The sequence below is a fragment of the Spirulina sp. 06S082 genome, assembly GCF_034932145.1.
In the GTDB taxonomy this organism is placed as follows: Bacteria; Cyanobacteriota; Cyanobacteriia; order Cyanobacteriales; family Spirulinaceae; genus CCY15215.
This window is the reverse complement of record NZ_JAYGHV010000156.1, coordinates 1-15560: the sequence shown is the minus strand read 5'-3', so window position 1 is coordinate 15560 and position 15560 is coordinate 1. Positions and strand designations below refer to the sequence as shown.

9 protein-coding genes and 2 pseudogenes are annotated in these 15560 nt (G+C 44.4%); 6 read left to right on the top strand and 5 right to left on the bottom strand.

Annotated elements, in window-relative coordinates; translation table 11 throughout:
* Positions 1-283 precede the first annotated feature (283 nt).
* The 4 genes from VB714_RS11725 to VB714_RS11710 all read left to right on the top strand — a co-directional run bounded on the left by VB714_RS11725 (position 284) and on the right by VB714_RS11710 (position 9115).
* Complete coding sequence (locus VB714_RS11725; protein ID WP_323224308.1) at positions 284-6493, top strand: response regulator; 6210 nt, start codon at positions 284-286, stop codon at positions 6491-6493.
* Positions 6494-6531: 38 nt separating this feature from the next.
* Positions 6532-7380, top strand: coding sequence for a hypothetical protein (locus VB714_RS11720; RefSeq protein WP_323224307.1), 849 nt, complete (start codon positions 6532-6534; stop codon positions 7378-7380).
* A 303-nt stretch (positions 7381-7683) separates the two neighbouring features.
* Positions 7684-8064 (top strand): hypothetical protein, encoded by a 381-nt coding sequence (locus VB714_RS11715; RefSeq protein ID WP_323224305.1) that lies wholly within the window; start codon positions 7684-7686, stop codon positions 8062-8064.
* Between the two features lie 244 nt (positions 8065-8308).
* A complete protein-coding gene (locus VB714_RS11710) occupies positions 8309-9115 on the top strand; it encodes a hypothetical protein (RefSeq protein WP_323224303.1) in 807 nt (268 codons plus the stop codon).
* Between the two features lie 112 nt (positions 9116-9227).
* Here VB714_RS11710 and VB714_RS27410 read toward each other — a convergent pair.
* From VB714_RS27410 to VB714_RS11695, 4 genes and pseudogenes are all read right to left on the bottom strand, one after another.
* A pseudogene (locus VB714_RS27410) lies at positions 9228-9335 on the bottom strand (glycosyltransferase); the annotation flags it as partial.
* Positions 9336-9433: 98 nt separating this feature from the next.
* Entirely contained in the window at positions 9434-10357 is a 924-nt protein-coding gene (locus VB714_RS11705; protein WP_323224301.1) for an Npun_R2821/Npun_R2822 family protein, read from the bottom strand.
* A gap of 42 nt (positions 10358-10399) precedes the next feature.
* A complete protein-coding gene (locus tag VB714_RS11700) occupies positions 10400-11389 on the bottom strand; it encodes an Npun_R2821/Npun_R2822 family protein (protein ID WP_323224298.1) in 990 nt (329 codons plus the stop codon).
* A 46-nt stretch (positions 11390-11435) separates the two neighbouring features.
* Entirely contained in the window at positions 11436-12434 is a 999-nt protein-coding gene (locus VB714_RS11695) for a glycosyltransferase family 10 domain-containing protein (RefSeq protein ID WP_323224296.1), read from the bottom strand.
* 221 nt (positions 12435-12655) lie between these two features.
* Here VB714_RS11695 and VB714_RS11690 point away from each other — a divergent pair, with 221 nt between their 5' ends.
* Positions 12656-14107 (top strand): HAMP domain-containing sensor histidine kinase, encoded by a 1452-nt coding sequence (locus VB714_RS11690; RefSeq protein ID WP_323224294.1) that lies wholly within the window; start codon positions 12656-12658, stop codon positions 14105-14107.
* A 24-nt stretch (positions 14108-14131) separates the two neighbouring features.
* Here VB714_RS11690 and VB714_RS11685 read toward each other — a convergent pair whose 3' ends face one another.
* On the bottom strand, positions 14132-15064 hold the full coding sequence (locus tag VB714_RS11685) for a glycosyltransferase family 2 protein (protein WP_323224292.1): 933 nt from the start codon (positions 15062-15064) through the stop codon (positions 14132-14134).
* An 88-nt stretch (positions 15065-15152) separates the two neighbouring features.
* Between VB714_RS11685 and VB714_RS11680 the strand changes: the two are divergent.
* A pseudogene (locus tag VB714_RS11680) lies at positions 15153-15560 on the top strand (carboxylate-amine ligase); the annotation flags it as partial.

The window sequence follows — 15560 nt, the reverse complement described above, 5'->3', positions numbered from 1 at the left end:
AGAACATAGCACTTTACCGATTCTTTCCCTCCCATTATTTTCGTTTTTGCGACAAAATACTGTGATGGGAACGAACTATCTTAGAGATTGCGATCGCCTTTCCCTGTGACCCAAACAACAAGAAAATGCGATCGCAACCCACCATCATTAGATTGGGGATTATTTGGCACAAAATGCCGCCTAAAAGATAAATTTTTCACGAAAGGATGTCGATCGCGTGAATATTCGTTAAATTTAAGCTAATAGGGATTGAGCCAAGACTCGGGATCGGGGAAATAAAGGAATGGATGCGGAACAACTCAAAAAAATCACGGGATATTTTATTTTAGAAGCGAAGGAACACCTCGAAGTCATCGCCCAAAGTTTACAGGATTTTCAGGAAACAGTAGACGATCCCGAACAAATACAAGAAATTTATCGCGGCGCGCATTCTATCAAGGGCGGCGCGGCCATGCTGGAATTGGAAAGCATTCGCGTCATTGCTCATCGTCTTGAAGATTATTTTAAATTGCTCAAATCATCGCCGTTAAAGGTCGATGAGACTCTCGTTGCTTGGCTTTCTAAGGCTTACAACGCTTTGGATAGCCTGGTAGACAAGCTCGAAGAAACCCTAAGTCTTCCCGAAGATTTTACCCAAACAATTATGGGGAAAGTCGAACCCCTCTTCGAGAAAATCTCCCAACATTTAGACAAACTTTCGACCTCTCCCCTTCACCAAAGGGACGAAAAGGGAAACCTCGGCAATGCTTTTGTCCTCCCCCAAACCTTCCAAGAGGAAGTCCTACAAGCCCTAGCGGAAATTGGCGAACTCCACGAGCAAGGAGATTCTGCCGATCGCCGCACTCATATTCAAACCCTTTGTCGCCATTTGGCTAAGTTGGAAGATTCTTCCCATCGCACCGAGTGGACGCATTTTCTAGAAGTCGCTCAAACGGCGATCGCCTATCCCAAAAATGACTATCACACCACCAGCCAATGGATTTTAAACGATCTTAAAGAAGCGGTGGCACATTTGGTGGCGGGAGAAGGACAGGCGATCGTTCCCAGCAGCGAACTCCTCAATTTAGCGCAACGGGTGACAAAATCGACCCTCTCAGATGTAAACTCCAGCGAACTCAACGATCTCGCCGATCTATTTGAAAACGATCCCCTCGATCTCGAACAAACTTGGCAGGAAGAAACGATCGACTCCAACGAATTCGTAGATTCTCAAGAGACATCTCTAACAGACACAGATTTTGGCAGTCTCTTCGACTCCCCAGAACCTGAGTTGAGTCTAGGTGCATCCGTTGAGGCAGATCCCGAACTCAAAGATGGGTTAGAGGATCTCTTTGGCAGTGATATGACCTTAGAAGAAACGGAACTGATGGATTCTCCCCCCGATCGCCTTCCAACTTCCCCAGGCGATCGCGAACTGCTATCCTTTGGCATCCAAGAAAAACAAGAATCTGCCACTCCCCATGCTGATTTTGATTCCCTTGATAATTTATTTGGGGAGGGGTTTTCTTTTGAGGAAGATGAGAGACTGGGGAATATCCCAGAATTTAAGGCAGGATCGCCAGAATTTTCTGACTCAAGCAACCCAGAATTGACCGCCGCACCCCTTAGTCCAACCCTTAATGACGATCTCAATAAAGACTTAGACGCGATCTTTTCCGATATTGGCGATGGCGAAACCGAAAATCTGCTCCAAAACCCTGCTTTTAATTTAGAGATATCCAATCCGTCCGATGCCGCTAAGATCGGGAATATTGGCGAACCCGAAGTAATTTCCGCAAGGGAGGAAATCTCGACAGAACCACCAGAATTAGAAGATATGAGGGATTTGCTCGATATTTCTGTCTCTGTTGACACAACTCCCTCATCCCCAGAGATGGCTGTTGCCTTCGATGATTTCGATCCTTTTGAAACTTTTGTGCAAAGTGATATCCTCAATTTAGAGACAACAGCCCCAAATGCGAGGAAATCTGACCCGCAAGATTTAGGTATTAATGGTGAATTTAATCCCCTTTTTGATGGAGAAGAGAGCCGTATTGAGGATATCGATATTGAGGATATCGACGATATCGACGATCTAGAGGCGTTTTTGAGCGGTCAAACCACACCAATGAGTTTGCGCGATCGCGGCAATTCCCAAATTCAAAACAAAGGTGAATTAGAATCCGATCGATTAGAAAAAGAGATTGAGACAACCATTCCGGCTTCGGGTTCACAGATAAAAGAGGGTGTAAAAATCACCTTAACACCTTTAGAACCTGTCACTAACCTTGAAGTCAGTCAAGATGATGAATTTATTGCATTGCTCCCAGGGGATAACAACATGACCAATCAAGAGCCAGAAATCAACGATCTCGATGCGTTATTGGAGAATATTCCCGACACGGCGATCGCGGAAACTGTTTCCGAATTTTCTCCCGAAGAAGAATTTGCCGATCTGGGTTTATTAGAACTTTATGAGGATGACACCGCCAATGAGACAGGGAAAGATTTAGACCTGTTTTCCTTGGATGATGGAGAATCTTCCCTCTCAGAAGCATCGGAAAATTCTGACGATGAGGATTTATTCGCTTTATTTTCAGGACAAGAAAACGAAGCGATCGCCACAGAAGATTTTGATAATCTCGATCTTTTATTAAGTGATATTGATGAAACGACAAATCTCATAGAAGCGTCATCCGCAGGGGATTCTCAAGAAGATGATTTGGCAGCCTTATTGGATTTGGATCTGGATATCAGTGACGATACCGATGACGCGATCGCGCTAGAGGAGACAAACAGCCTCGAAGACTTATTGGCGGATGTTACAGGAACGCCGAGCCTAGAGGAAATATTGCCAGAAAGCAGTCCTCAAGAAGAGGAATTAGAGGAAAGCAATGCCCTTGAAGACCTCTTGGCAAACGAGATAACTGCCCCAGAAACACTGCCCCTATCCTCCCAAGACGAACTTGCAGATTTACTCGCAGATGCGAGCATTGACGACAATGCCAGCATGATCCCCGAACTCCAAGAACAGGAATTTGCCAAATTGGAAGCCTTCCTCGAGGGGGAAAGTATGCCAGAATTAACCCCCTTGCCCTCAGAAGAGCCTTTAACAGTTCCTAAAACTACAGATAAAGTTGAAGAGATTGCCACAACACCAGAAGATGAATTCAACTACTACGATCGCCTCGATGAATTAGAAGCCTTCCTCGACAAACCTGCTCTCAGTGCGAAAGATTTACAAGTTGCGACGACTTTTAGCGAACTTGAAGCTCTCTTGGAAGTTGAACCCACAGGCACAGGAGATAGGGAAGAGGCCAAAGGCAATGGGGAAGAGACACCCGTTGTACCTCGTACCTCAGAAGAAGACTTTGGCGATGTTGAAGAAATGCTGCTGAGGGCGCAACAACAAGCCGGAGAAATCCCCCTAGAATCCACCAAGCGATCGCAGCGTCCCACCCGTCCTCGAACCAATAAACCCAAGGTTGAAGCCTCCCTGAAAGTCCCCGTCAAACAAATGGACAACCTCAGCAACCTTGTCGGGGAATTAGTCGTTAACCGGAACAGTTTAGAAGGAGACGAAGAACGCTTGCGGCAATTCCTCGATAGCTTAATGCACCAAGTGCAGAATCTCAGCGATGTCGGCGGTAGAATGCAGGACCTCTACGAACGCTCCCTCTTAGAAAATGCCCTCCTTCGCAGCCGTCGGGAATATCACACCAACCAAACCAACGATTTTGCCCATTCCACCACGACCACAGATGCCAGCGATAGCGGCTTTGACAACTTGGAAATGGATAGTTTTAGTAAGTTCCACGAACTTGCTCAAGAAACGATTGAGATGATCGTGCGAGTGCGAGAATCTGCCTCTGATATTCAGTTTCTCGTGGACGATATCGATCAGGTGGCGCGAACCTTAAGGCAAGTTACCTCTCAACTGCAAGAAGGTTTGACTAAATCTCGCATGATTCCCTTTGGCAATACCGCCAGTCGCCTTCCCCTTGCAGTACGACGCATTGCCCCGCAACTGAACAAACAAGCACAATTGGAATTGGAAGGTCAGGAAACCCTGATCGATAAAATGATTTTGGAACACCTGTCGGATCCCCTGACTCATTTGGTCAATAATGCTCTGACCCACGGTATTGAACTCCCGGAAGTTCGCCTCGCTTCTGGAAAATCCCAAATGGGGCATATTAAAGTGATTGCCATGCAGCAGGGAAACCAAACAGTGATTTCCGTGTCCGATGATGGCGGGGGGATCGATCCCGATATCGTCAAACAAAAAGCGATTCAAAAAGGACTGATCGATCGCGATCGCGCCAAGCGTCTCTCTCGTTTGGATGTTTACGACCTGTTGTTCCATCCCGGTTTTAGTACCAAAGACCAAGCTGATAATTTTGCCGGACGCGGCGTTGGCTTAGATGTAGTACGAACCAGTATCAATGAAATTCGCGGCGCGGTCAGCATTGACTCAAAACTGGGCAAAGGCACGACCTTTACCATTCGCCTGCCTTTAACCTTAAGTATTTGTAAGGCACTCTGCTGCGTCAGCGAAAATGCCCCGATTTCATTTCCGTTAGATGGGGTAGAAGACATGATCGATCTGCCCCATCGCAAATTACAGCGTAATGCTCAAGGTCAAATGTGCATTCCTTGGCGCGATACTCTATTACCTTATGCTCCCCTCTCAGAATTACTTTCTTATAACCGTCGCATCGGTCGCAGCAATCTTTATGGTGGCAAACGGGAAGAAAATGTTCTTTCTGTGGTGGTTTTACGCGGTTCTGGAAGTCATATTGCCGTCGGGGTGGATCAAGTGGTGGGGGAACAAGAAATCGTCATTAAACAACTCTACGGTCCCATTCCCAAACCCGCCGGAATAGCGGGGGCGACGGTACAGGGGGACGGGAAGATTATGGCGATCGCCGACGTACTGGAGTTGATTGAAATTTCCGAAGGCCGCATTCGCAAAGATATGGGGAGTGCGATGTGGGAAACGACGGGGACAAGCAATCTCGATACAGATGCGCGATCGCTGCAAGATGAATCTATTGTTTTAATCGTCGATGACTCCATTACAGTTCGAGAATTATTGAGCATGAGTTTCAGCAAGTCCGGCTATCGCGTCGAACAAGCACGAGATGGTCAAGATGCTTGGGATAAATTGCGATCGGGAATGCCCTGCGATATTGTTTTCTGCGATATTGAAATGCCAAGGGTAGATGGTTTGGAATTTTTGGGACGGGTGCAAAAAGATGAAGAATTGTGCGATATTCCCGTGGCCATGCTGACTTCTCGCGGTGCCGATCGCCATCGCAAAGTAGCGGCGGAATTAGGGGCGAGTGGCTATTTTACTAAGCCTTATCTTGAAGAAGTTCTCTTAGATGCCGCCGAACGCATGATTGATGGGGAGGTACTACTCGAGGGTAGCACCCGCAAGGTTCGCGAAGCGCGACCGCGAGCCTCTAAACGTGCCGAGTCTGCTGCGATGGAGTCGCCAACCTTGGTTCAAACCTCGGAAACAATGATTATTCAACCAACGGTGTTAATTATTGATGACTCGGTAACGGTGCGATCGCTCTTGTCCATGACCTTTGAAAATGCAGGCTATCATGTCGAACAGGCACGGGATGGGAAGGAAGCCTGGGAAAAACTGAAAGGAGGATTAACGCCGGATATTGCCCTCTGCGACATTGAAATGCCTCGTTTGGATGGATTGGAATTGTTGGGCAAAATCTACGAAAATGAAGAACTGCAACGCATTCCCGTAGCGATGTTAACTTCTCGCGGGGCGGAACGCCATCGCAAGGTGGCGGCGGAACGCGGGGCAAGTGGCTATTTTACTAAGCCCTATGTGGAACAAGAATTACTCGCGGCTGCCGATCGCATTCGCAATGGAGAAGTTCTGCTCAAAAATAGCATTCGCCAGCCTGGTATTACAACATCGGGAATGTCTGAGTCGATTAACAGGGAACAGGCATCAGGGAATGGGCAACAGGGAACGGGCAACGGGCAACGGGCAACAGGGAACGGGCAACAGGGAACGGGCAACGGGCAACAGAAGATGTACTCAGCCCCCCAAACTCCAAATCCTCCATCCCAAACTTTTATTCAGGGTCAACCTAAAGTGCTAATTATTGATGACTCGGTTACGGTGCGATCGCTTTTATCCATGACTTTTGAGAAGGCAGGATATGTGGTGGAACAGGCACGGGATGGAAAAGAAGCTCTAGATAAATTACAAGGAGGTTTGAACCCTCATGTCGTGTTCTGCGATATTGAGATGCCAAAAATGGACGGGCTAAAGTTAATTGCAACACTCCAAGATGATGAGAAACTTAATAAAATTCCTGTTGCCATGCTCACTTCCCGAGGTGCGAAAAAACACCAGATGGCTGCCGCAGAACGCGGTGCAAAGGGATATTTTACCAAGCCTTATGTGGAGGATGTTCTTCTCGATGCCGCGCAACGTTTAATGAATGGAGAGGTATTGTTGAAAGTTGAGGCTTAGTAATTACGCACTTCGTTTTGAATTAGGGATTAGATTGCATGGTAACAGACCTAAAACAACCGGGCTATCGCCCCCAAGCAGAAGATACGATCGCCGAGGCAGATCGGTTGGAATTTTTGCTGCTGCGATCGCGATCGCCCTTGCAGCGATACGGGATGGCGCGGGGGTTGATGAAGCGAACCCGACAATTATCGTTGCAAAGTATTAAGCGGCGTTTCCCTAACTTGACGGGTCGAACCTTGGGGTCGAAAATAGCGAGGGCGTGGTTGCAAGATGATTATCCGAGGGCGTTCGTACCGGGAAACAACGAAAAGATGTGGATTCAAGACCCGTTAGAAATCGCCTTTTTGTTGCACGACCTTTTTGAATCCTTACAAATCGAGTATTTCATTACAGGCGGATCGGCGGCAATTTTGTACGGAGAACCCCGCACCACTCGCGATTTGGACGTGGTGGTGTCCCTACAGCGCGATCGACTCGATGAGGCGATCGCCTCCCTCGAGGCATCTGGATTTTACGTGGCGGGTGTAGAAGATGTGAAAAACGGACATCTCGATATCCTGCAAGTCATTCACATTGCGACGATTGCCCGAGGGGATTTGATTTTTTCGGGGACAACCCCTTTCGACCAAATGCAATGGTCGCGACGGCAGGCAGTCTCAATGGAGGAAGGACGGATTTTGTATTATGCCAGTCCCGAAGACACGATTTTAAGCAAGCTGCAATGGCGACAGCAAAGTCAGTCGGAAAAGCAGTGGCGTGATGTTTTGGGCATTCTCAAGGTTCAAGGAGAATTGCTCGATCTCAACTATCTGCAAGAGTGGGCGATACAACTCGGTTTGAGTGAGGATTTGCGTCTGGTGCTTGCAGAAGCAGGTTTGAATTGAGGCGATCGCAGTCTGGCAGCCGAGTCATACAACACGGAAAGTTTATCGGGTTGCACCATATCGCACTAAACCCATATTTACCCAGGCTTGTCTCTACTGGTCTATCATACTTGATCGGAAAATGCTATAGTGATATTGTCCCTAGGATTCACGCAGTGTAAAATACTTACACTATCCATAGCGTATTGATCTCCCCTGCCTCCCTTAATAAAGGACAAGGACGGGAGGGATCGTTAACTCGTAAAAACCACGAAAATTCGTTTGGGTGCGTAAGTCCTGATTCCTTTTTTTGAGAGGTGCGAAATGCTTCAAAATTCTGAAATTAGAAAATACATGATTGGAAGTTGGAGACAAGGTGAGCTGGCTGGCGAAGGGAGTGGAATTATAACTTTGACAATTAAGGAAGACGGGACTTTTTCTTATATTGTGACTCGAGGTGGTATACTCTCTCGCACTATGAGCTTTATCAATGGTAGTAATCATCTAACTGGGAGCTGGGTTCTAAAGGGCAAAAAACTATCACTTTATGTAAAAAAATTTAATGACGGAGTAGCAGTATTGATACCTTTTTCCCTACTTGGAACGGCTGTTGCAAATGTAATTGGTTTAGATTATGGTGGCGATATATCATCTCTTGATGAAAAGAATATGGTTTTAAATGAAACAAAATGGGAGCGTGTTTAAGATCGTTTCATGCTCCCTGTTTACGTTGTTTACGTTACTCTTCGTACAGTGTCCGAGGTGATGGTGATGGGCAATTTCATGACAAAATCTTCCAACCGCTTTCCCTGTTTGAGGTATTCATCCAATTCATCCAGAACGAACAAATGTTCGGGGTTAGAATCGTTATGCCCTTTCTCATCTTTATCTAATTTGAAGCCGTGATTCTCCTCTAAAATAAGTAATTATAAATCAGGAAATAAAAGATATGGTAAATCGTCAAGAATTCACAGAACAATATTTTAAAGTGATAGGATTTTTGCTCCAAAAATATCATTTTGATACTATATTGTATGAGTCATTTTCTAAAAATTCTATTGTCTCCATTACTATAGGCCACTACTTTTTGAAGCTTGTCGAAAATTCTTTGCGTCGTTCTATATTACTTTATATACACAACATATACGATAAAGACAATGAAGTGATTAGCTTTTACAAAGCATTTAACGTTATGAGAAGTAACCTAAGATACTGGGACTTCGACAATAAAAAACAAGAAGAGATAACACGACAAATCAATAAAGATGAAGAAAGTCTTAAAAGTGATGAAATCTTGCAGAATATTGAGAAAGAAAGGAATAAAATTATAGCTCATTTGGAACGCAAAATGTTAGAAAAACGACAAAATTTTGAAGAAGAATTAGATCGGGATTTAGAAGAAATAGACCAGCTAGACAATCCTCTTTTTTCATCCGATCCAATACATAATTTCCCCGACTCTTTTGCAAAAATACTAGACAAAACTCGCAGCCATGATACAAATCCTATGGTTATAAATCGAACAGAAAATTTTAATCATTGTTGTGAAAAGGGAATAGATATTTATAACAAATATGTAGATTTATTAGGTTTAGATTTATCCAATATTCATGTATCTCAAGAAAAAACAAAAGAAGAAATCGAAAAATATAAACAATACTTTAGTAGTATCTACAAAATTTCTTGTCCAGAATTGGAGGAATTGGATCCCTTATCAAAATATTTAGATTTATATCGCAATGCCTCAAATGATTGAAAACAAGACCGATCCGGGTTAATGCTGTTAAACAGAGTTTCGAGCGATCGCGAATGGTAATGCTTTCCTCATTGACAGTTTCCACCAAGTAGCAAGGCTGTTCCCCCCCCTGCTTCTCGATAAATCGAGATAGCCATGCTAAAAGATTTAACTCGTGTAAAATAATCTGCCTGGCTTCTGCGATCGCGTCTTTTGCTTCATGCCAAGCATCTAAAGTTGAAAGTCGAGGCATAGCAAAACGAATTTACGCAATCAAATCAGATTTTGATTGTATTTCTTACTGTATTTCTTTCAGATTTGCAGGAAATGTAATAAAAATTAACTTTTCCCTTGTAATGTTAATTTCAAACCCTGTAAAAATCTTCGTAGCTGACCTTCCGATTTTTGCAAAGGCGGATCTTGAGGTGGGTTTTCATCTTGTAAATAGCGGTAATGTTTCCAAATATCCCAATAGGGACAACCCGGCTCAATGCGAATTCCTGCCCAGTGTAAATATTGTAAAGCCTGGTTACGATTGGGGTCAAATAAGATATTCCCTCGGCGTTTAAATTGAGGACTTCCCGCCCAACTTCCCGGGGCTTGTCCTGGGCGATGAACAATATTAAAACGGCGGGGAATGCGTTTTAATATCGTGTAATTAATAATGGGTTGATCTGAGGTTTTTTTAGAGAAATCAAAGTATTCAGGATGGGCAGCACATTCGGCAAACATATCGTATAAATCTTGTTCTGAAAGTAGGTTTTTCTTGGATGCCCACCAACCCCCATTAAAGATACCTTGAATATCTTCTTCTTTAAATACTTCATCTTCTAAAATTTTGGGAGTAAAAACATTAGTCAGTCCTCCTGAATGTTGGTAATCGCAACAAAGAAAGTCATATTCTTTGAAGTAATCGAGATTATCAATAATCTTTTCAAACACAACAATATCTGTATCAATGTAGAGAAATTCATCAAACTCCCCAAACCAGCAAGCCTGCTTGCGAAATTGATTGGGACGGGCAAAGAAACCATCACCAAAAATTTCGTAGAGTTTTTGAGAAAGGCGCTCAATAAAAGCCAAATCTTCATAGACTTTAACGCCATAATTCTTATTGAGAAGATCGGCGATCGCATGATAATTCTCATCATAAGGAATCAGGGTTATTGGTGTATCGGCATCGTAACAGCGAATACTATTAAGAAGCGCGATCGCGTGTTCGGTGACTTTATCGTTAGCTGTGATATAAATACCGCGAGTCATTTTAGTGATTGGTGATTAGTGATTAGTAAAGAGTTATTGATGCTAAATTCCTAATTTTCTCTTGATTTTCTCGAAAAAACTGGGGGGTGCATCATAAACTTTCGGTTTTCCCGACAGGGTTGGGCGTTTTTCAGGTTCGTGGAGATAGCGATAGTGCAGGAAAATATCGCGATAGGGAAAGTCGATATTTTCTCCTCCACAAAGGCGTGCAAAAATACGGGAAGAAATACCAATGTAGTGTAAGTAAGTTAAGCGAGTCCCTCCATCGTAAAGAAGATGATCTTCTGCTTCAAAGTGGGGAGAAGTGACACAACATCCCGTAGCGCGATCGCCAGGCAATTCCAAAGCCAAATTATAAATCGATTTGCCCGATCGCATCATCATATAATTAATTAAAGACTGATCGACGGACATGGGATAAAGCACTTCTGCTTCTCCGGCTTTCAACCGATCGACAATCCAATCTCGTTGGGACGGAGGAAATGTATTGTGTTTACTCGCAAAGAGTCCAGAACAGAAAATTTCGCGATCGAGTCGTTCTTGGGGAAAAACTTGGGTTAATTTGGGGGAATTAACATCATAAATGTGGGTGATATCTTTAAACTGGAAGTCATAAACAACACAATCATGATGCTCTAATTCCTTGAAAATTGGCGCAGGATCGTTCATTAAAAGCGTATCGGCATCCATATACAAAAAGCGATCGAAAGGCGCGTCAAAGGCGCAATAACGCCGATGAGTCCCAAAACGATGATAGCCTTTACTTCCCGCTTGACTCCACCGTTGAAACGCTGTGGGGTGGGTGTCCCATGCGGCTTTAGCAAAGCTATCCCATGCGTCCATCGAGTTGCGATCGCTGTAAATTTCTACATTCGGACGATTGGCGATCGCGGCGGTTAATTGCTCGATGTTATCATCATACGGATAAATACAAACAGGAAAATCCGCCCCTAACATCACCTCAATGCTATTGAGAAGCGCAATAACTTGGTCGAATACACGGTCGTTACCCAGAGTACAAATTCCGTCCATAAAATTTTTTTCGCAATGAAATTAGTGAGCCAGAAAGTTTTAATTTTTAGGTATTTTTTCCCGTATTTTTTCCTACAAATCGAGACAGCCATGCTAAGAGATTTAACTCGTGTAAAATAATCTGTCTGGCTTCTGCGATCGCATCTTTTGCTTCATGCCAAGCGTCTAAAGTAGATGTTACCTCTTTAATATAAGCTAAACCCTTTTCGTCTTGGGAAGGAAGGCGCAAAAAACTACCGGGAGGTAATAATTTATCGGCGGCGGGTCCCCCATGGTAAATTGGCAAGCACCAGCCGAGAAGGGCATCCCATAATTTTTCGCTGACATACCAATCATTTTCGGCATAGTTTTCAATGGCTAGATTGTAATAATAAGGATTGAGGGCATGAGATTTATTTTTAATTGTTCCATAGCCTTGGGACCAGTCCGGTAAATTGCGTCCGTAAACATCTAACTCAACTTCACTGTCCACGAGGGATTTTAAAAAGGCCAATCGCCTACGATGGTTAGCAGTACGGGAAATTCCTGAAGTTACCCAAGAACAGCGCCGGATTTTCTGGGGGGGAGGCATTTCGTTTAACTCCCGAAAAGAGTCGCCGTGATACCAAATAGCGGGCATATAGTCGGGAACCGGAGCAAAATCATCCGGTCCAGAGATATAGCCACAATACTTGGGTGCCTCTCGATACATTACTTTATGACTTTCGAGTACCTCTTCTAAAGGAGGTTCTCGCCATAGGGAAACGGTGCGATCGCGATCGACTTGGCTCAAGCGCGATCGGATTTTTGCATCTAGTTCTTTGCGTTGTTGCAATGCCCTCCATTCGCTGCGCCGCCAGGCCTTATTCCACGGTAAGGTGAAAGGATCGTCTTGGGGAAAAGTAATTAAGTTATAAAGTAAGAGAAAATCGGGATATTCGCGACGTGCCTGCATTTGAATATTGCCCCAAACTCCCATTGGTTCTGGGGTTTGATTCCAGAGCCAATCTTCTTGTACCAGTTCTTCATAGCTACTGGCCATACCAATAATTATCTTTTTACCCATTTTTTCAATTATTAATTGTCAATATTGACTTCAATTATACAGTAAGGGCTTCGATTATACAGCGATCGCCATCTTGCCTATGAAACCCAGAGTCGTTGGTTTTTCTACTTTGTGGGAAACTAATCCCTGAAACATCCTCTCATTGCCTTATCATGCCCTTCTCAGAATAATAAGGTAGGCTGGCATTAGATCGGAAATCCATACTTTTATCGCATCTTCTCATGCAGTTTCCTCAATGGCCTCGCAAGGCTGCAAATAACTTTAGACGGCGTTTTGATTTTCATTCTCTGCAATTTCAGCTTACTGTCGGCATTGCAGCTATGTCTATATTGGGGATTAGTAGCGTAACTTTGGGCATTGCTTGGAAACTCGATGACTTAATTATCTCTTCTCATAAGAAACAAGTCGAACAATTAGCAGAACGTTTTGGTGAAAGTGTAGAAATTTATAGCGAAATGATGAGCGTAGATGAGGCGATCGAAAGAGCGATCGCCTATCTTGCGACGGAAGAAACTTCTATTTGGGTTGCGCGTCCCGATGGTACGATCGCGCGATCGCCAAGTCTAGCACGAGGAGGACAAGATCGCCTACTTTTAGTTGCCGATCGCCAAGCCACTGCTATTCCGAAAGTATTTCGCATTCGCGAGGGCTATTGGACGATTTGTGCGGGGGATTTGCAAGTGGACGCACGCACTGTGGGAAAAATGAACATTGCTCGTAATATTACCGTGGATCGGCAGATGTTTCGCAAGCTATTGTGGAATCTTTCTTCTGTTAGCGCGATCGCGATTGGAGCTATCACTATTGCGATCGCCTTTTACATCAAAAAATCCCTACAACCCTTACAAAAACTGAGCCAATTAACTGCTAGTTTTTCCGCAGAACAGTTAGGAAAAGAGCAGCTTTATCTCGACTCTGCACCTAGCGAACTGCATCAACTGGAAAATGCGTTTAATCAAATGCTCGATCGCTTTCACGAATCCTGGGAACACCAACGGGAATTCGTCAGTGATGTTTCCCACGAGTTGCGAACGCCCCTCACTATTGTTTCTGGTTATTTACAAAGTACCCTACGGCGAGGCAGTAACTTAACCGATCCCCAAAAAGAGGCTTTAACGATCGCTTCCTCAGAAGCCGATCGCACGGTGCAATTGCTAGAAGACTTACTCGAACTCGCCCGCGCAGATAGCGGACACCTGCACTTTCGCAAAGAACCGGTTCTCTTAAATGATTTTGGCTCAGAAGTGGTTGAGATGGCGAAACAATATAATCCCGATCGCGCGATCGAGTTTGAAAATACCTCAGAATTGATCGAAGTCTGCGCTGATTTTAATCGCCTCAAACAAGTGTTATTAAATTTAATCGAGAATGCGGTCAAATATTCCCCCAGCGATCGCCCTGTAACCGTGACGATCTCCCGCGATAAAAGCCGGGGAGTCATTCAGGTGCGCGATCGCGGTCCAGGGATTCCTCTCGCTCAACAAACCCGCATTTTCGAGCGTTTCTACCGTCTCGATGAGGCTCGAACTCGCACGACGGGAGGGACGGGTTTAGGGCTATCCATCGTTAAAACTCTCGTTGAAGGGATGGGAGGAACAGTTTCTCTGCGATCCAAACAAGGAGAAGGCAGTACTTTTATTGTGAACCTGCGATTAATTGATAGTAAAATATAGAAAAAATAGGACTTTTTTCTAGTTTTATTCTGCGGATATTTTGCCGAACAACATCCCTCGAATTGAGGTTTTTAAATAAGCAATTTGTCCGTAAGCATACAAGAAATTTTCAAATCTTTGCTCCGGAGAACCGAAATATTTGAGAGACTTATAAAGACCGCGTAGCAAGCGTTCGCCACCATTTCCAAATTGAGTCAAAGCCGATCGGTTAGCGAGTTGATCGCGATAACTTTCGCTAATTCCCTGTCCCCAACTCCGCTTGAGAAACCAATTGGGGGTAATGCGTTCTGGAATAACATTATGACCGGCGGCGGCATCGGGTAAATACATCACCATCCAGCCTTGTTTTAGCACTTGTTCTGTCATGAAAAGTTCTTCATTCGAGACTAAATTTTTGCCAACCCGACCCAAGTTCACATTAAAACCACCGATCGCCTCGAGAATATCGCGCCGAATGGAGTAATTTGCCCCAATTGGGCTGCGATCCGGGCGAGTGATGGAGAGGGGTGCATCACCGAGATCGTACAGCCCTAAGACCCCAGAAGCGTCCCGTGAGAGCCAATTAGGACGAGGGGTGTTAGGCGGCCAAATGAGAGTTGTTTTTCCCCCCGCGATCGCCAACTTTTCATTGTTTTTATAGGCTTGATAAATGGCGCGAAGCCAACCAGGAGAAGCTACTGCGTCATCATCGAGGTAAACGAGAATATCTCCTTTTGCTTCCTTAAAACCCCGATTTCGAGCCGCCGATAGTCCTAATTGGGACTCGTAAAAATACTTAAAACGGGGATCGGATAGCCTTTCTTGGGCGATCGCTTTCGTGCGATCGGTGGAACAATTGTCCACTAAAATAACTTCAAACTCGGGCAAATCTTGAGCAAGAATGCTATCGATCGCCGCACCCACATAAGTATCTCGATTGTAGGTGCAAATAATTGCAGAGATTGAAGGAGTTAACATCGCTAAAAGTTGAAAACCCAGAGAACATCTTTAATATTAGCCCAATTTATCCCCTAAAATGGAGGCGATCGCATTTTCAAGCCAAACTATGCCGGAAATATCGGAAATTGGGTTACAGTTACGCAAACTCCAAAGTCGTCTGAAAAGTTGTGCCGCAACGATCGATCTCTTCGATCAAGATGATTATGATATTTTAGTGATTCCCTCTTTGAGTATTGACCAGCGACAACTGGGGAAAATTCCGGGATTTCTCCATTATGAAGAACGTTTATTATTTTCCCTTATTCGTCTCCGCAATCCTCATACTCGCTTAATTTACGTTACGGCTCAACCGCTTTCTCCCGCAGTTATTGACTATTATTTACAATTATTACCTGGTATTCCTTTTTCCCATGCCCGCGCCCGTTTACTGCTCCTTTCCACCTACGATTCATCCTTAAAACCCTTATCTCAAAAGATTTTAGAACGTCCTCGCTTGATCGAACGCATTCGCAAA